The sequence below is a fragment of the Bacillus sp. 1780r2a1 genome, assembly GCA_024134725.1.
In the GTDB taxonomy this organism is placed as follows: domain Bacteria; phylum Bacillota; class Bacilli; order Bacillales; family Bacillaceae_H; genus Priestia; species Priestia aryabhattai_A.
This window is the reverse complement of sequence record CP099863.1, coordinates 3789212-3806598: the sequence shown is the minus strand read 5'-3', so window position 1 is coordinate 3806598 and position 17387 is coordinate 3789212. Positions and strand designations below refer to the sequence as shown.

General features: G+C 36.8%; 15 protein-coding genes and 1 riboswitch. Of the genes, 12 read left to right on the top strand and 3 right to left on the bottom strand.

Annotated features, from left to right (window positions below; all coding sequences use genetic code 11):
- Positions 1-5: 5 nt before the first annotated feature.
- Complete coding sequence (locus tag NIZ91_19165; GenBank protein ID USY54820.1) at positions 6-2417, top strand: glycogen/starch/alpha-glucan phosphorylase; 2412 nt, start codon at positions 6-8, stop codon at positions 2415-2417.
- A 108-nt stretch (positions 2418-2525) separates the two neighbouring features.
- On the opposite strand, the gene NIZ91_19160 is transcribed toward NIZ91_19165, so the two are convergent.
- Positions 2526-3269 (bottom strand): TraR/DksA C4-type zinc finger protein, encoded by a 744-nt coding sequence (locus NIZ91_19160; GenBank protein USY54819.1) that lies wholly within the window; start codon positions 3267-3269, stop codon positions 2526-2528.
- 368 nt (positions 3270-3637) lie between these two features.
- Here NIZ91_19160 and NIZ91_19155 point away from each other — a divergent pair, with 368 nt between their 5' ends.
- From NIZ91_19155 to NIZ91_19120, 8 genes are all read left to right on the top strand, one after another.
- Positions 3638-5059 (top strand): isochorismate synthase, encoded by a 1422-nt coding sequence (locus NIZ91_19155; protein ID USY54818.1) that lies wholly within the window; start codon positions 3638-3640, stop codon positions 5057-5059.
- Positions 5046-6794: a 2-succinyl-5-enolpyruvyl-6-hydroxy-3-cyclohexene-1-carboxylic-acid synthase gene (menD, locus tag NIZ91_19150; GenBank protein USY54817.1), complete on the top strand. Its 1749-nt coding sequence runs from the start codon at positions 5046-5048 to the stop codon at positions 6792-6794. Before NIZ91_19155 ends, menD begins: the two co-directional genes overlap by 14 nt.
- Before the next feature lie 3 nt (positions 6795-6797).
- Positions 6798-7622, top strand: coding sequence for a 2-succinyl-6-hydroxy-2,4-cyclohexadiene-1-carboxylate synthase (gene menH / locus NIZ91_19145; GenBank protein USY54816.1), 825 nt, complete (start codon positions 6798-6800; stop codon positions 7620-7622).
- Positions 7619-8437 (top strand): 1,4-dihydroxy-2-naphthoyl-CoA synthase, encoded by an 819-nt coding sequence (menB, locus tag NIZ91_19140; GenBank protein ID USY54815.1) that lies wholly within the window; start codon positions 7619-7621, stop codon positions 8435-8437. Before menH ends, menB begins: the two co-directional genes overlap by 4 nt.
- A gap of 62 nt (positions 8438-8499) precedes the next feature.
- Positions 8500-9969 (top strand): o-succinylbenzoate--CoA ligase, encoded by a 1470-nt coding sequence (locus NIZ91_19135; protein ID USY54814.1) that lies wholly within the window; start codon positions 8500-8502, stop codon positions 9967-9969.
- Positions 9966-11072 carry an o-succinylbenzoate synthase gene (menC, locus tag NIZ91_19130; GenBank protein USY54813.1) on the top strand — a complete coding sequence of 369 codons (1107 nt, stop codon included), beginning with the start codon at positions 9966-9968 and terminating at the stop codon, positions 11070-11072. The genes NIZ91_19135 and menC overlap by 4 nt, the downstream gene beginning before the upstream one ends.
- A 413-nt stretch (positions 11073-11485) precedes the next feature.
- A riboswitch (cobalamin riboswitch) is annotated at positions 11486-11672 on the top strand.
- 181 nt (positions 11673-11853) lie between these two features.
- A complete protein-coding gene (locus NIZ91_19125; protein USY57236.1) occupies positions 11854-14049 on the top strand; it encodes a ribonucleoside-diphosphate reductase subunit alpha in 2196 nt (731 codons plus the stop codon).
- Positions 14050-14066: 17 nt separating this feature from the next.
- Positions 14067-15113, top strand: coding sequence for a ribonucleotide-diphosphate reductase subunit beta (locus NIZ91_19120; GenBank protein ID USY54812.1), 1047 nt, complete (start codon positions 14067-14069; stop codon positions 15111-15113).
- Positions 15114-15146: 33 nt separating this feature from the next.
- Here NIZ91_19120 and NIZ91_19115 read toward each other — a convergent pair whose 3' ends face one another.
- Complete coding sequence (locus NIZ91_19115; protein USY54811.1) at positions 15147-15350, bottom strand: hypothetical protein; 204 nt, start codon at positions 15348-15350, stop codon at positions 15147-15149.
- Positions 15351-15451: 101 nt separating this feature from the next.
- Entirely contained in the window at positions 15452-15610 is a 159-nt protein-coding gene (locus NIZ91_19110; GenBank protein USY54810.1) for a DUF1540 domain-containing protein, read from the bottom strand.
- A 212-nt stretch (positions 15611-15822) separates the two neighbouring features.
- Here NIZ91_19110 and NIZ91_19105 point away from each other — a divergent pair, with 212 nt between their 5' ends.
- Genes NIZ91_19105 through NIZ91_19095 form a run of 3 tightly spaced genes read left to right on the top strand, consistent with a single transcriptional unit; the run spans position 15823 to position 17382 of the window.
- A complete protein-coding gene (locus NIZ91_19105) occupies positions 15823-16104 on the top strand; it encodes a DUF2325 domain-containing protein (protein USY54809.1) in 282 nt (93 codons plus the stop codon).
- 40 nt (positions 16105-16144) lie between these two features.
- A complete protein-coding gene (locus NIZ91_19100) occupies positions 16145-16912 on the top strand; it encodes a PD-(D/E)XK nuclease family protein (GenBank protein USY54808.1) in 768 nt (255 codons plus the stop codon).
- Positions 16913-16932: 20 nt separating this feature from the next.
- Positions 16933-17382 (top strand): flavodoxin, encoded by a 450-nt coding sequence (locus tag NIZ91_19095; protein USY54807.1) that lies wholly within the window; start codon positions 16933-16935, stop codon positions 17380-17382.
- Positions 17383-17387: the final 5 nt, after the last annotated feature.

Genomic DNA, 17387 nt, shown 5'->3' with positions numbered 1-17387 from the left:
TAAGCTTGTTCTCTAATAAAGAAAGCTTTCAAAAAGTATTTTTAAAAAAGTTAGAAATGACTTATGGGAAAAGCTTCAAAGAATCGACGGTACAAGATCAATACCATACGTTAGGAAATATGGTCAGAGAGTATATTAGTAGTGATTGGATTGCTACTAATGAGGCTCAGAGGTCAAATCATTCAAAACAAGTGTATTATCTCTCGATTGAATTTTTATTAGGCAGGCTATTAGGACAAAATTTACTTAACCTTGGAATAAAAGAAGTAGTTGAAGAAGGGTTAAAAGATTTAAATATTTCACTAGAAGAAATTGAGGAAATTGAGGCAGATGCTGGGTTAGGCAATGGTGGGTTAGGCCGTTTAGCTGCTTGTTTTTTAGATTCTTTAGCTTCTTTAAATTTACCAGGGCATGGATGTGGAATTCGATATAAACATGGGTTATTCGATCAGAAAATTGTGGATGGTTTTCAAGTAGAATTGCCTGAACAGTGGCTTCGTCATGGTAACTCTTGGGAAGTGAGAAAAGTTGATCAATCGATTGAAGTAAACTTCTGGGGAGAAGTTGAATATTACAATGATAATGGCAAACTAGCATTTCGACATATTAATGGAGAGTCTATTTTAGCTGTGCCGTATGACATTCCGGTAGTAGGCTATGATACGACTACGGTGAATACGCTTCGACTTTGGAATGCAGAACCTGCCTCATTTCCAGTACATAAAGACGTAATGCAGTATAAGAGAGAAACAGAAGCAGTATCCGAATTTTTGTATCCAGATGACACCCATGAAGATGGTAAAATTTTAAGATTGAAGCAGCAATATTTTCTCGTATCCGCTAGTTTGCAAAGTATTATTCGTTCCCATCGTATTGTGTACGGGACGCTTGCCAATCTACATGAAAAGGTAGCGATTCATATCAATGACACTCATCCTGTATTAGCTATTCCAGAATTGATGCGCATTCTCTTGGATGAGGAAAAGCTTAGCTGGGATGATGCGTGGCATATTACTACACAGACCATTTCATACACCAACCATACGACGTTATCTGAAGCTTTAGAAAAATGGCCAATTCACTTGTTTAAACCGCTTCTCCCTCGTATTTATATGATTGTGGAAGAAATTAATCAGCGCTTTTGTGAAGAGTTGTGGAAAAAATATCCTTATCAATGGAAAAGAATTGAGGATATGGCCATTATCGCGCATGATATGGTGAAGATGGCTCATTTAGCGATTGTAGGAAGTCATAAAGTAAACGGCGTGGCAAAAATACACACCGACATTTTAAAAAAGCGAGAAATGAAAAACTTCTTTGATTTCTATCCACAGAAGTTTATTAATAAAACAAACGGTATTACTCATAGACGATGGTTGTTAAAGGCGAATCCAGAATTATCAATGCTTCTCAATGAAACTATCGGTGATGACTGGGTGAAAAATCCTTACGCATTAAAACAGTTGGAGCCTTATGCTCAAGATAACAATTTTAAAGACCAATTAAAACAAGTAAAGCAACAGCGGAAAGATATTTTAAGCGAAGTTATCAAAAAGCAAACTGGTATTGAAATAAATCCAGAGTCAATCTTTGATGTGCAAGTGAAAAGGTTACATGCTTATAAGCGACAGTTGCTAAATGTACTTCATATTATGTATCTATACAATCGTTTAAAAGAAGACTCTAACTTTAAAATTATACCTAGAACTTTTATCTTTGGAGCAAAGGCTTCGCCAGGATATTACTATGCTAAGAAGGTTATTAAGTTAATTAACTCAGTGGCTGATGTAGTAAACAGTGATCCAATCACATCGCCGTTTTTAAAAGTTGTTTTCCTTGAAAACTACCGCGTTTCTTTGGCTGAAGATGTTTTTACAGCAGCCGATGTTAGCGAACAAATCTCAACTGCCAGTAAAGAAGCATCAGGCACTGGGAATATGAAATTCATGATGAACGGTGCTTTAACTATTGGAACAATGGATGGAGCAAACGTAGAGATTGCGGAAGCTGTTGGAGAAAACAATATGTTTATCTTTGGTTTATCATCTGAGGAAGTTTTACACTATCAACAAAACGGTGGGTATCGCTCATTTGATTATTATCATCATGATCAGCGAATAAAAAAAGTGATAGAACAGCTTATAAACGGCTTTTTTAAGAATACTTACGATTTATTTGAACCAATTTACGATTCGTTGTTAATGCAAAATGATGAGTACTACGTACTGAGAGACTTCGCTTCCTATGTTCAAGCACAAGAAAAAGTAAATCAAGCATACTGTGACAAAGAGAAGTGGTTTGAAATGAGCGCGTTAAATATTGCTCAATCAGGTTATTTCTCTAGCGATCGCACAATATCAGAGTATGCAAAAGAGATTTGGGAAATTAATTCATCAAAACAAATATTGTCATATTAAAAAAGGAGCCTCTAGGCTCCTTTTTTATCTATTATCACTAAAGAAATTATGGGAATTTCTTTATACATATATTTTATACAGAATAACAGCCGTATTACGCTACTCCTGTTATTCTGTATAATGCTCTTTTTCATGAGGTGGTAGGTCACCAAAAGTTGTCATAATACCTTCTTCATCTAAGGTCTGCTCATATTCTTCATGCTGTTTGGACGGGTATACAACAATTTCTTTTCCATATAAATCAGTACCTACGAAGTTCTCATAGTCTTCTACATATCCAACGTTTTCATCATGTTCAATGTATGTGTCGTTATAAGAAGAGATATCTCCTTCGAAGTCAGATGGTGATTCAGACGTTCCATATCTTTCGACGTCTTGCCAAGAATCTTCCGCGTCATATTCAGTTGCTCCGGAAGTATCCAAATCGTATTGTCCAAATGGATGACGAAGGTTCAATTCTTCGACGGGTCGTTGTCGTGATGTTTCTTGCGACGGACTATGCTCTTTACAGTACAAGGTGGTAGGAACTGCTTGGAGACGTTCAAAGCTAATATCTTTTCCACAAGTTTTACATTTTCCATATGAGCTTGTTTCCATAGCATTTAAAGCAGCCTTAATTTCCTTTAGCTCTTCGCGTGTATGTTCATATAATGCAATATCTTTTTCACGTTCGTAAATTTCACTGGCCATATCTCCAGGGTGATTATCATAACTTGATAATTCTCCGGTTGAATCATGTAAACTTTGGGATCTTAACCCAAAATCATTATTGTCTTTTAACTGATGCATTAGGCTTTCTTGTTCAGTTAATAATGCTTCCCTTAATTGATTTAGTTGCTTATTGGAAATCATAAGACTTCTCTCCCTTTTCCCTTGAATTACTCAATTCCACATTATTATGTGTTAAATGATTTAAAAAAATTAAGTTCTATCGTGTTTCACATGTGAAATGATTGGTATTTATGATGAAATGTGTAACGACTTCTTCCCTTAGTTATGGAAAAACTAGTCGATAAATACTTTCATTGCTGAAGGAAAGTAAATATTTTTTTAAGTTATATAATGCAACTTGGAAACAAAGAGCACAAAATCGGTAACTTTTGTTGAGATATGATACAATCTTATCAAGGGAATTCAGTTGTCAAACTAGATTTTTTTACAGCGAAAGTTTATAATAAATTGGTTAAAGACTTACGACATTATAAACGGGGGGACGTAGTGTGATTGCAATAACTGAACAGTTAATACATGATCATTTATCAGAGGCAATTGAATGTGCCAAAAATGAAAGTAACACAAAACTTGTCAGCGTAGTCAAAAAAGTAAGACCTATTGACCCCCTTATTTTTTATGCAAACGGCTATAGACAGTTTTGTAAAGAACGTTTCTTTTGGAGAGATCCGAACCAGCAGTATACGTTCGTTGGGTTAGGAAGAGCTTATACGCTGTCTTCCAAAGAAGGGTCTGAGCGTTTTTTTGATACAGAAAAACAATGGAAGCGCTTTAAAAGAGATATTTTGTATACAAATGACGTAGAGTTTCCAAATGGTACAGGTCCTCTGCTTTTTGGAGGATTCTCATTTGATCCTTATCAAAAAAAGGACAACCATTGGAACGATTTTTCCAATAGTAAATTTGTAATTCCCTCTGTTCTTTATACAGAGACGGAAGGGAATGGATATCTAAGTATAAACATTAAAGTAAGTGGTGAAGACAATATACAAGCTCATCTTAATCGTATTGAAGAGCTTGAAGGATTGTTAGGGAACCAAGAATATGACGGTAGTAGCTATTCATCGCCTTTACTATTAACAAAAGAAGAAATTAATGTACAAAGGTTTAAAAAAAATGTTCAAAATGCTACTTCGTTAATCCAACAAGGAAAAATTGAGAAAGTGGTACTAGCTCGACAGTTAAAAGCAACATTTACCGAAGCAATTTCGACAGAGTACGTTATTCAGCGTTTGTTGAGAGAACAACCTACAAGCTATACCTTCATTTTTGAGAATGAAAATCAACATTTTGTTGGGGCGTCTCCAGAGCGTTTGGTGCAAAAAGAGGGAGACTATGTTTTTTCGACTTGCTTAGCGGGTTCTATTAAGCGAGGAAAAACAAGAAAAGAAGATGAGCTTTTAGGTAATGAGCTTTTAAATGATCAAAAAAATTTAATTGAACATGATGTGGTTGTTCATATGATAAAAGAAGCAATGGAAGCCTATTGTATGGAAGTAGAAATACCTATGCAACCAACACTGTATAAAACGAAGCATATTCAACATCTCTATACACCTGTTCGAGGCAAAACGAAGAAAGATGTAACATTGTTTTCGCTGTTAAAAGAGCTCCACCCAACACCTGCTTTAGGAGGATATCCACAAAATGAATCTTTGTCCATTATTCGAAAGTTAGAACCATTCGACCGAGGATGGTATGCAGCTCCAATTGGTTGGGTTGATATTAATGGTAACGGAGAGTTTATTGTTGGAATTCGTTCAGGTGTAATTGAACGACAACAGGCGATGCTGTTTGCAGGTTGTGGAATTGTAGCGGATTCGACTCCTGAGAGTGAATATGAAGAAACAACGATTAAATTTAATCCAATGCTATCAGCTTTAGGGGGTATAGCAAGTGGACCATACTAATCAGCTAACTGCTTATGTAGCAGCTTTTGTAGACGAATTAGCCAAATTAGGTGTGAATCACGTTGTGGTAAGCCCCGGCTCTCGTTCAACACCAATTGCTATGTTAATGTCTGAGCATGAGAAGATAAAAGTTCATTTAAATATTGATGAGCGCTCGGCTGGTTTTTTTGCTTTAGGTATGGCAAAAGCAAAAAATCAGCCTGTTGCGCTTGTTTGTACGTCTGGAACAGCTGCTGCGAACTATTTTCCGGCGGTTGTTGAAGCATATTATTCAAGGGTTCCTCTACTTGTTATTACTGCAGATCGTCCACATGAACTGCGTGAGGTAGGGGCTCCACAAGCAATTAATCAACAATACTTGTTTAGTCACTACGCGAAGTGGTTTGTAGATACTGCTTTACCAGAAGCAACAGAAGAGCCAATTCGTTACATTCGAACTTTGGCTGGAAGAGCTGTCAGCCTGTCAGCTAGTGGTCCAAAAGGACCTGTTCACATTAACATGCCGCTTCGTGAGCCAATTGTTCCAAATCTTTCTTTGGAAAATTTATGGAGCTTACATGAACGTGAAAACTCTTATGTATCGTTTGATGAAGGAAAATCAATGCTTTCTAGCCAAGCTTTTGAGCATATTGGTCAGTTCATAAAAGACGAAACAAAAGGTTTAATCATATGTGGAGACCAGCTAAATAGTGAGGATAAACAGGCTATTGTAGAGTTATCAGATTATCTTCAATTTCCAATTATTGCAGATCCACTCTCCCAGATGAGAAGTGGTAATCACGATAAAGATCTTATCATCGATACTTATGATTCATTTTTGAAAAAAGAAGGAATTCAACCACTATTGAAGCCAGAAGTTGTCATTCGTTTTGGTGCCATGCCTGTATCAAAGGGGTTAACTTTATTTTTAAAAGCTTATGAACCAAAAGCTGTTTTTGTAGTAGATGAAAGCAACGGATGGCGAGATCCTACTCTTCGCTCCACACATATGATTCAGTGCAACGAAGGACTATTTGCTCGTGAATTACCTAAGTATATAGGGAGTAAAAAATCTTCTAATTCATGGAGCGAAAAGTGGATTGAATTAAATAAGCAAGTTAAGGATTCATTAAAAGCCAGCTTACAAGATAAGTGGTTTGAAGGTAGCATTGTAGAGGAACTGTCAAAGCTTTTACCAGCTAATTCGGCTTTGTTTATCGGTAACTCAATGCCGATAAGAGATGTAGATTCGTTTTTCTTTGCAACAGATAAAAAGCTTCACTTATTTGCAAATCGAGGTGCCAATGGTATTGATGGTGTAGTTTCATCAGCTTTAGGCGTTAGCACTGAATATGAGCATACTGTACTTTTAATTGGTGACTTATCTTTTTATCATGATTTAAACGGCTTGCTTGCTGCTAAAATGCATAATCTCAATTTAACAGTCGTGCTCATTAACAATGATGGTGGAGGGATTTTTTCATTCCTACCTCAGTCAAAAGAAGAGAAGCATTTTGAGTTTTTATTCGGTACACCAACAGGCTTGCAGTTTGAGCATGCTGCAAATTTATATGCTGGTACATTTAGTAGAGCTTATACAGCAGGTGAATTTCATGATGCACTAAAAGCTTCGTTTAAAGAGGGCGGACTGCATATTGTTGAGGTACCAACAGTTCGTACAGAAAATGTCGAAATGCACCGTGAAATCTGGAATAACGTTTCACAGGTAATAAATTTGTCTAAGTTTGAGGAATAAGAGATGCATTATAAATATGAAGGTGTTTCGTACCATGTTGAAGTGCAAGGGAAGGGAATGCCTCTGTTATTATTGCATGGTTTTACAGGCTCTTCTCAAACTTGGAGTACATTTGCAAAGTCTTGGGCACGTTATTATCAGGTTATTACAATCGACATTATTGGTCACGGGAAAACGGATTCTCCGAAAACAGTTTCTCTATATACAATGGAACAGATGATGAACGTCATTGTAGGGTTGTTTGACCAACTCCATATTGAAAAAGCCGTTGTCCTGGGTTATTCAATGGGAGCACGTCTAGCACTGGCGTTATCCTGTCACTTTCCGGAGCGAGTAAAAGCACTTATTATGGAAAGTGGGTCACCTGGTCTAAAGACAGAGGCAGAAAAAATTGCAAGGCAAGCTGCAGATGAAAAATTAGCTGTGTTTATTAAGAACCAAGGTATTGTTAAGTTTGTTGATTATTGGGAAAACATTCCTATGTTTGAAACTCAAAAACGAATGTCTGTACAGGATCAAGCGCTAGTTCGACAAGAAAGGTTAGCTCAATCAGAACGTGGTTTGGGAAATAGCCTATTAGGTATGGGAACAGGAGTGCAAGAATCTTATTGGGAAAGGTTAAATGATTTGCTTTTTCCAGTCCTTTTAATCACAGGTGAGCAGGATCGGAAATTTTGTGAAATTGCAAAAAAGATGTCTAATCAGCTCAAATTTTGTAGGCATAAAGTTGTTTTAAATGCCGGCCATGCAATTCATGTGGAACAACCAAGAATTTTTGGTAAAATAGTAAGTGAGTTTTTATCAGAACATGAGGAGGAAGAAAGATGACAGTTGAATGGGTATCTCAACGTAATTATGAAGATATTTTGTATGAAACATATAATGGAATTGCAAAAATTACAATTAACCGTCCAGAAGTAAGAAATGCTTTCCGTCCAAAAACGGTAATGGAATTAATTGATGCTTTTGCATATGCGCGTGATGATTCAAGCGTTGGTGTAATTGTACTAGCAGGTGCTGGAGACAAAGCATTTTGTTCTGGTGGAGACCAAAAAGTACGCGGACATGGTGGTTATGTAGGTGAAGACGAAATTCCTCGCTTAAACGTATTAGACTTACAGCGTTTAATTCGCGTTATTCCAAAGCCAGTTGTTGCGATGGTTTCAGGATACGCAATTGGTGGAGGTCACGTTTTACATATCGTATGTGACTTAACAATTGCAGCGGATAATGCAATTTTTGGCCAAACAGGTCCAAAAGTTGGAAGCTTTGATGCTGGCTATGGTTCAGGCTATTTAGCGCGTATTGTTGGTCATAAAAAAGCGCGTGAAATTTGGTATCTATGCCGTCAATACAACGCACAAGAAGCACTTGAAATGGGACTTGTTAACACTGTTGTACCATTAGAAGAGTTAGAAGCAGAAACAATTAAGTGGTGTGAAGAAATGTTAGAAAAGAGCCCAACAGCTCTACGTTTCTTAAAAGCTGCATTTAATGCTGATACAGATGGATTAGCTGGTATACAGCAATTTGCTGGAGACGCTACGCTTTTATATTACACAACTGATGAAGCAAAAGAGGGTCGTGACGCATTCAAAGAAAAGCGTAACCCAGACTTCAAACAGTTCCCACGTTTCCCATAATGCTCAAAACAGCTTGATGACACTCATCAAGCTGTTTTTTCTATGGAAAGGAGAATAGAAGCATGAATTTTTTACCTAATTGGTTAAGTCAACGAGCAAAAGTCACACCTAACCGAATTGCCATTGACTTAGAATCGGAATCAATTACATTTTTTCAGCTGCATAAACGAGTAGTGAAGCGAGCTTTTCAATTAGCGAGCTATGGTATAAAAAAAGGGCATACAGTTGCTATCTATATGAGAAATCGAATAGAGTATATTGAATTGATTCATGCTTTAGCTTACATAGGAGCAAAAGCTCTATTACTCAATACGCGCTTAAAGCAGCAAGAGATTCAATATCAATGTAGTGATGCAAAAGCAAGTTTTCTTGTTGCCGATGAGAGTTATGAAGAAACTATACTAATTTCAGGAACAGAACTAATTCAACTGCAAGAACTTACCCAGCGATATGAACAAGAAATTGTGCTTCAATCTCAGTATGACTTAAACGATACATATACAATTATGTATACGTCAGGTACGACAGGTAATCCAAAAGGAGTTATGCAGTCTTATGGGAATCATTGGTGGAGTGCTACTGGATCATCACTAAATCTTGGACTCCAGGCAAATGACTGCTGGCTCGTTGCGGTGCCTTTATTTCACATTAGCGGCTTTTCTATTTTAATGAGAAGTGTTATTTACGGCATGAGAATTGTACTACACTCAAGGTTTGAAGCTATAGAAGCAAACGCTGCTATCGAAACAAAAGGTGTAACCATTATGTCGGTCGTAACATCAATGCTAACCCAGATGTTAAAGGAGCTAGGTGAAAGAAAATATCCGGAATCATTTCGTTGCATGTTAACAGGAGGAGGTCCTGTGCCAAGAGGTCTCTTGGATGACTGTATGGAGAAAGGAATTCCTGTTTACCAAACATATGGGATGACAGAAACTTCTTCTCAGTGTGTAACGTTAGCTCCAGAAGACAGCATCCAAAAACTTGGATCTGCAGGAAAGCCCCTGATGCCTTGCCAGCTTAAAATTGTAAATGCTAGCGGTAAAGAAGTAACGAATGGTCTAGAAGGTGAAATCGTTGTGAAAGGCCCTAACGTAACGCCTGGGTACCTCAATAAGCCAGAAGAAACAGCCAAAGCGATAAAAGATGGTTGGTTATATACAGGAGATATTGGTAAGCTTGATGAAGATGGGTTTTTATACGTACTAGATAGAAGATCAGATTTAATTATTTCAGGTGGAGAAAACATCTATCCAGCGGAAATTGAGAGCACTTTATTAAAGCATCCACTTATTGTGGAAGTCGGTGTTACAGGAGTGCCTGATAAACAGTGGGGACAAGTTCCAGCAGCTTTTTTAGTAGTCACATCGCCAATAAAAAAAGAAGAGTTGCATATACATTGTCAGGCAATGTTAGCTAATTATAAAATACCAAAGTATTATTTTATTGTAGATGAACTGCCAAGGACAGCGTCCAATAAAATTGTTAGACGAAAATTACCTAAACTTATAGAACAGGGGCACCAGCTATGATTCAGATTCATAAAGCAACTATTCATGCTATTGAATTGAACCTGTTATCACCGTTTTCAACTAGTTATGGAACTGTGACAAATCGAGAGCTACTGCTTTTAGAAGTAGAAGATATAAATGGTGAAGTAGGGTGGGGAGAAGTGGTAGCATTTTCGACCCCTTGGTATACAGAAGAAACTATTAAAACGTGCTTTCATATGCTCAATGATTTTTTGCTCCCTGCTTTAATTGGTAAGCGATTAAGCACGCCTTTAGATTTGCAGGAACTATTTAATCCTATTAAGCGAAACCATATGAGTAAAGCAGCGGTAGATTGCGCGGTTTGGGATTTATTTGCTAAGAAGAACAATCAGTCGCTATCTCAAGCTCTTGGGGGCACAAAAGAAGCTGTAGAAGCAGGCGTAGTAGTTGGGCTGGATAATATTCATCGAATGATTCATAGAATAGATCAACATTTGAAAGCTGGATATAAACGTTTTAAAGTGAAGATTAAGCCCGGAACGGATTACGATCTTATTAAGCAAATTAGAAAGCATTATCCCAAACTTCCACTGATGGTAGATGCAAACTCTGCTTACTCCTTAGATGATTTGAAGTTGCTTCAAAAGCTAGACGAGTTTGATCTCATGATGATTGAACAGCCTTTAAATTCTAGTGATATTATTGATCACCGCCATTTGCAAAAGCATCTGCGTACACCCATTTGTTTAGATGAAAGTATTGTGTCTTACGATGATGCTAGAAAAGCAATTGAGTTAGGAAGTTGTCAAGTTATTAACGTAAAGGTTGGACGAGTAGGTGGTTTAACAGAAGCAAAGCGGATTCATGATTTGTGCCAGAAAAGTAATGTGCGACTATGGGTCGGAGGAATGCTTGAATCCGGTATATCAAGAGCTCATAATATTGCACTTGCTTCATTAGAACACTTCACCATCCCTGGGGATATTTCAGCTTCTGCACGTTATTGGAACAAGGATGTCATTCTCCCAGAAGTAGAAGTAAATAACGGGTTAATTCATGTGCCAAAAGAACCTGGTATTGGCTATCAGATTGATAGAGTGTTTTTAAATAAAGTTTCCACCTATCAAAAAATATATGAGTGATATAAATCCACTTTAAAAGTGGATTTTTTTATTGGGATTTCTTCTGAAGAGCCTGCTTTCTTATCGTTTATATAAAAGCTATCTATCAGGTGAAAAAAAGTTTGATTAAATTTCACAAATCAAATAGTATAACCAATCCGAAAAAACATGTTATGATGGAATAGTTTGATGAAAAATGAAGCTGTTTATAATAGCTAGTTGCTAATACATAACAAAACTTTTAAAAATTTCTTTTTTATATGTATGCAAGAAACCTTATTAAATAAAGGCGTAGAAGGGTATGTCAAGTAAGGGAAGGGAAAATGAGCGGAAATTTATTTTGAAAAAAATATTGTAGTTCTGTAAGTTGTCCCTTATAATGTGTTTATAACACAACATCTTGTTTTTAATTAAAACTTCATATACTATATTTTGTGTTTTCCAGTAAAAAAGGTGTCTGATAAAAGACTTAAAAGGGAATTTGGTGCAAATCCAAAACTGTCCCCGCAACTGTGAATGCTGATGAAATAAGGAATAGCCACTGTGAATAACAATCATGGGAAGGCCTTAGAGTAAAGCGAAGCATAAGTCAGGAGACCTGCCTTTTTTATGACGTTTTATCTTCTTCGGGAGGTGAGAGGATAGAGCGAGGATTGAGAAAAGACATTTCGTCTTCTTTTATCTTCGTTCTATTCGCTCACTGCGTCAGGTGAGCGATTTTTTTATGCTGGAGAAAAAGGAGGAACTTATTCTTATGATTAATACAACAGATTTAAATAAACTTGAAAAAGTAAATTATGATATGAAATTACTTGGTGAAAAATTTCCACAACTTGATTTTTCAGGGTATGAGGAAAAGGTAGTGGAAACAGTTGCTGCGAAAGAGAATATGACGGATGAAAAAATAGCAAACGTGTTTATTTTAGCAGCACTTGAGCGAATTTCTATGGATGAGCCGGATTGGACATATGTAGCAGCTCATATCTACTTACAAGAGCTATATCGCAAAGCTGCAGTTAATAGAAAATATGATCAAGGTGAAAGATATGGATTATTTTACCAACTAATTAAAGAACTTACAGACATCGGGATTTATAATAAACAGCTTCTGGATACATACTCTGTGGAGGAAATCAATGAGCTAGGCTTAGCCATTGATTATACAAAAGATAGCTTATTTACGTATATTGGTCTGTTAACATTAGCTGACCGATACTTAGCAACATCACATGATAAGCGTGTATATGAGCTACCACAGGAACGCTTTTTAATTATTGCTATGACGCTGATGGCAAATGAAAAGAAAGAAAATCGCTTAGCGTTGGTAAAAGAGTCATACTGGGCACTTTCTAATCTTTATATGACAGTAGCAACACCGACATTAGCAAACGCAGGGAAAAGCTATGGACAGCTATCAAGCTGTTTCATTGATACGGTCGATGATAGTTTACGAGGTATCTATGATAGCAATACGGACTTAGCAACATTGAGTAAAAACGGTGGTGGGATTGGCGTGTATCTGGGTCATATCCGTAGCCGAGGCAGCGATATAAAAGGGTTTAAAGGTGTATCATCAGGAACAATTCCTTGGATGAAACAGCTTAATAACACAGCTGTTAGTGTTGATCAACTAGGCCAACGCCAAGGGGCGATTGCTGTATATTTAGACGTGTGGCACAAGGATATTTTTTCTTTCTTAGATGCACGTTTAAACAATGGAGACGAGCGTCAGCGTACACATGACTTATTTACTGGCGTTTGCCTGCCTGATTTATTTATGGAAGCCGTTGAAAAACGTGAAGACTGGTATTTGTTCGATCCGCATGAAGTTCGTACGGTAATGGGGTATTCACTAGAAGACTTCTATGATGAAGAAGAAGGCAGCGGCTCCTTTAGAAATCGTTATCGTGAATGCATTGAAAATGAAGCTCTATCAAGAGAAAAAGTGCCTGCGATTGAAATTTTTAAACGAATTATGATTTCACAATTAGAAACAGGAACACCATATATGTTCTATCGTGATACAGTAAACCGCGCTAACCAAAACCGTCATGAAGGCATGATTTATTGCAGTAATTTATGTACAGAAATTACGCAAAATCAAAGCATGACAACAGTAGTTGAAGAAGTTACCGAAGACGGAAAAATTGTTATTACAAAACAACCAGGTGACTTTGTAGTTTGTAATTTATCGTCTATTAACTTAGCGCGTGCAGTAACGGAAAATGTGCTTGAACGCCTTGTACCTATTCAAGTTCGCATGTTAGATAACGTAATTGAACTGAATAATCTACCAGTTTTACAGGCAAAACTAACAAACCAGCGCTATCGTGCTATCGGCTTGGGTACGTTTGGGTGGAACCATCTATTAGCTCTACAAAAGATTGCTTGGGAAACAGAAGAAGCGGTTCAATATTGCGATGAGCTGTATGAAAAAATTGCTTACCTAACGATTCAATCAAGCATGGAGCTTGCAGAAGAAAAAGGAGCGTACCCTCTATTTGAAGGGTCTGATTGGGAAACAGGAGCTTATTTTACAACACGTGGTTACAACAGTAGTCAGTGGAATGACCTACAGGCGCTTGTAAAAGAAAAAGGAATTCGAAACGGATATTTAATGGCTGTGGCTCCAAATTCATCTACTTCTATTATTGCTGGATCTACTGCGAGTATTGACCCGATCTTCCGTAAGTTCTATTCAGAAGAGAAGAAAAACTATAAAATTCCGGTTACAGCTCCGGATTTGTCACCGGAAACCAATTGGTATTATAAGTCTGTTTATTTAATTGACCAACATTGGAGCATTAAGCAAAACGCAAAGCGTCAGCGTCATATTGACCAATCTATCTCGTTTAACATTTATGTTCAAAATGATATTCGTGCAAAAGACTTACTAGATTTGCACATGACTGCATGGAAAGAAAAGTTAAAAACAACGTATTATGTTCGCTCTACGTCTAGCGAAGTAATTGATGAGTGTGAAAGCTGCCATAGCTAAGAAAGGAGCCGATTTTGTTGACGAACAGTCTAAAGAAACGTGAGATTATGAATGAAAATGCCCCGAACCGCTCAACGGGGATTATTAATGGTGAAACCTCAAACATTTTAAATTGGGATGATGTCCGATTTTCGTGGGCGTTTCCAAAGTATAAACGCATGTTAGCTAATTTCTGGACGCCGTTTGAAATTAATATGGGACAGGACATCAAGCAGTTTCCGCAGCTTACAGCGGATGAGCAGGAGAGCTTTTTAAAGATTATTGGTCTGTTGGCTTTATTAGACAGCATTCAGTCAGATTATGCGAGTAAAGTGGCTGATTATGTTACAGATTCTTCAATCAATGCGCTGATGATTATTTTAGCTCAGCAGGAAGTTGTTCATAATCACTCTTATTCATATGTATTATCGAGCTTAGTGCCAAAAGCTAAGCAAGATGAAGTATTTGAATATTGGCGTACGGATGAAAAACTTCGTGCACGCAATGACTTTGTAACAAATGGTTATAAAGCATTTGCCGAAGATGCAACGGTTGAAAACTTTTTAAAGTCCATTGTATATGATGTTATTTTAGAAGGCCTGTTTTTCTATAGTGGCTTTGCATTTTTCTACAACTTAGCACGTAATCAAAAAATGGTTGCCACATCTACAATGATTAACTATATTAACCGTGATGAGCAGCTTCATGTAGGATTATTTGAAAAAATCTTTAAAGAAGTCTTAAATGAAAATCCTGAACAGCGTACGGCTGAGCTTGAAGAGTTTGTTACTTCAACATTTAGACAAGCTGCTCAGCTTGAAATTGAATGGGCTGAGTCAGTCATCGGTGAGAAGTTTGATGGAATTACGATGAAAGATATTCGTCAATACATCGAGTATATGGCGAATAAACGCTGTAATCAAATGGGCTTTGGGCGCGTAGCGTTTCCTGATGCACCAATTGAGAATCCACTACGTTGGATTGTTGCGTATCAGGAAGTTGACCTTGGTAAGACAGACTTCTTTGAACAAAAATCAAGACAATATACAAAAGCATCAGATGTAAATGGGTTTGATGATTTGTAAAATAAAACAGCTGACTAAAATTCTAAACCAGTTTTAGTCAGCTACCTGTGTCGAAACAAGACCTAGCTCAAGAGCACGAGTGGTAATAAGTAGATCAATTTCAGGTGGAATGTTTTCCAGTGTTCCACATTCATGTTGCCATAAATGAGCAAATGATTGCACATAAATAGGGAACGTTTGTTTATTGGCTTTAACAGCTTCCGTTTTAAAAAAATGAACAAGTTGATTTGTATTCATATATTACCTTCACTTTCGTTGATATGAAAAAGGACAACCCACGTGGTTGTCCTTTTTTTATTAATTAGTAAGAGAACAAAGTTTGTCTTAGGATAACCAATTTAAATATCTTCAGGTTTAAATGTTTTACAGTCTGTTTCACGGCTATTAGAAGCCTTTTTACCAGCATGGCTGACTACGTAAATTTCGTCTGCTCCACAGTGGTTGCCTTGCTTCCAATAATGACAGTTATTCACTTCACAAAGAATGTTTTGTGACATGTAATCCCCTCCTTTATACGCGTGATATATGTAGTATGGTCAATTTTCATTATTGTTATAATCGAGAGATTGGAAAATTAATTGAGAATTTTTATCAATTAACAATTGACAAAGAGAATCATTCTCAATTATTCTATGTATATAGCAAACAAGATTAAATCATCGTTAAGATTTTAAATAAACCTAATTTTATCGTACAGGAGGAGAAAGAAATGTCATCAGTTATGGTTGTTGGAGGAGATCGTTTAAAGCATATTACAGATCGGTTAGCAGGCGAAGGATTTAACGAAATTATTCATCTTGATGGAAGAAAGAGTAATATGGTGAAGCGAGAAATCCCAGATCATATTGGTTTTGTACTTGTGATTACAGATTTTATTAACCACAACATGGCGAAGGTGATTAAAGAGAAAGCGAAGAAACAGCAAAAGCCAATTTATTTTGTTAAGCATTCATGGAGCGCGATTCGCAAAGTGATTGAACAAGTATCATAAGAAGAAAACAACATGTGAGTGTATAAAGCGTGGTGACAGAATGCAGTTAAAAGTTCAAATTAAAACCTTGGCCAGTCATCATATTGAAGAATTTATTCAATGTCCTTATAAATTTTATCAGAGACAGCTAAGAGATCGTAAACAACAATTGGCTGATTGGCGAGATTTCGTAGGGGTAACCGTTCATAAGGTTGTCAAAGAATATTATCTGAAAGCTCCTTATGAAAGGTCTTCCTATCTAATTTTAAAATTGATTGAAAAGTACTGGTCTAAGCTTTCACCGGACCTTTTTCAATCACAAATTCATTATTATGAAGTGTTAGCATCTGTCAGTGACTACTTATTAGCTTTTCTTATGAGTGAGTGGCAAGATGATACTCCATTATTTGTTTATGAGAAATATGGGGTATACGTTCCGGAGTTAGAAACAAATATATCCTTGCTGATTGATGCTGCGTATTGGTCAGGCTCCTCTTATGAAGTCACAAAGTTTCTACTTGATGATCAATTAGAAGTAAAAGAAATGATGACAGCTTTTATCGTTGTTTTTACAAAGCATGCATTCAATAGAGTACCAAAAGCTATTCATTTTTATTCGCTGCTAACAGGGCGGAGAGAAACTGTTCATATTGAACCTGAAGATTATTCGCAATCAATTAGAAAGTTAAAAATGATGAAAGATATACTGGAAGAACCAAAGTTCTTTCAAAAAACTGCTTCAATAGAAGAGTGTAGAAACTGTCCACTTCGATTCGAATGCAGTACAGGTTCAGATATTCAAGCTGAGAAATTAACAATGTTGATATAAAAAGGTAGGTTTTTTTAAAAGTGAAAGAAGTATTATTAGCCTATGCAAGTATGTCTGGCAACACAGAAGCAATAGCAGATGTGATTGAAGAAGTATTAATAGAAGAGAAGTTAGCTGTACATCGTCTCGAAGTATTTGACTTAACACCAGAAGATATAAGAAATTTTGATCATATCATTTTAGGATCATATACATGGGGAGATGGTGAGTTACCTGATGAGTTTTTAGATTTCTATGACGAAATGGATGATATTGATTTTTCTCAAAAGAAGGTAGCGGTATTCGGTTCAGGTGATATGTCCTATGATATCTTTTGCGGAGCCGTAGATTTATTGGAAGAGAAAGTGCAGAGTCAAGGTGGCTCGTTAATGACGGCGGGGTTAAAAGTAGAGCTTGCTCCATATGGAGAAGATGTAGAAAAGTGTAAAGCTTATGCGTGCAGTATTGTTAAAGAGATAAAAAAGAAGTAAAGAAC

Excerpts from the sequence above, each read along its gene's own strand:
- NIZ91_19160 (USY54819.1), bottom strand. The coding sequence starts at position 3,269 with ATGATTTCCAATAAGCAACTAAATCAATTAAGGGAAGCATTATTAACT.
- menH (USY54816.1), top strand. The coding sequence starts at position 6,798 with ATGCATTATAAATATGAAGGTGTTTCGTACCATGTTGAAGTGCAAGGG.
- menB (USY54815.1), top strand. The coding sequence starts at position 7,619 with ATGACAGTTGAATGGGTATCTCAACGTAATTATGAAGATATTTTGTAT.
- NIZ91_19135 (USY54814.1), top strand. The coding sequence starts at position 8,500 with ATGAATTTTTTACCTAATTGGTTAAGTCAACGAGCAAAAGTCACACCT.
- menC (USY54813.1), top strand. The coding sequence starts at position 9,966 with ATGATTCAGATTCATAAAGCAACTATTCATGCTATTGAATTGAACCTG.
- NIZ91_19125 (USY57236.1), top strand. The coding sequence starts at position 11,854 with ATGAAATTACTTGGTGAAAAATTTCCACAACTTGATTTTTCAGGGTAT.
- NIZ91_19115 (USY54811.1), bottom strand. The coding sequence starts at position 15,350 with ATGAATACAAATCAACTTGTTCATTTTTTTAAAACGGAAGCTGTTAAA.
- NIZ91_19110 (USY54810.1), bottom strand. The coding sequence starts at position 15,610 with ATGTCACAAAACATTCTTTGTGAAGTGAATAACTGTCATTATTGGAAG.
- NIZ91_19105 (USY54809.1), top strand. The coding sequence starts at position 15,823 with ATGTCATCAGTTATGGTTGTTGGAGGAGATCGTTTAAAGCATATTACA.
- NIZ91_19100 (USY54808.1), top strand. The coding sequence starts at position 16,145 with ATGCAGTTAAAAGTTCAAATTAAAACCTTGGCCAGTCATCATATTGAA.